The sequence below is a fragment of the Bacillus sp. mrc49 genome (assembly GCF_002803435.1).
Genome location: NZ_PHNG01000416.1, coordinates 1 through 308, shown reverse-complemented (window position 1 = coordinate 308; position 308 = coordinate 1). Strand labels below are relative to the sequence as shown.

Here is a 308-nt window from a genome sequence, read left to right as displayed (position 1 = left end):
ATCGCTAGTAATCGCGGATCAGCATGCCGCGGTGAATACGTTCCCGGGCCTTGTACACACCGCCCGTCACACCACGAGAGTTTGTAACACCCGAAGTCGGTGAGGTAACCTTCATGGAGCCAGCCGCCTAAGGTGGGACAGATGATTGGGGTGAAGTCGTAACAAGGTAGCCGTATCGGAATGTGCGGCTGGATCACCTCCTTTCTAAGGATAATACGAGTGCGCTTTTGTTTTGTTCAGTTTTGAATGAGTAATTCATTCAATGAAGGAAGAGGCATCACGATGTGATGGATTCTCTCCACTTTGTT

General features: G+C 49.7%; 1 rRNA gene. It reads left to right on the top strand.

The window, feature by feature from the left end:
- Positions 1-204, top strand: a 16S ribosomal RNA gene (locus CVN76_RS02570); the annotation flags it as partial.
- Positions 205-308 lie beyond the last annotated feature (104 nt).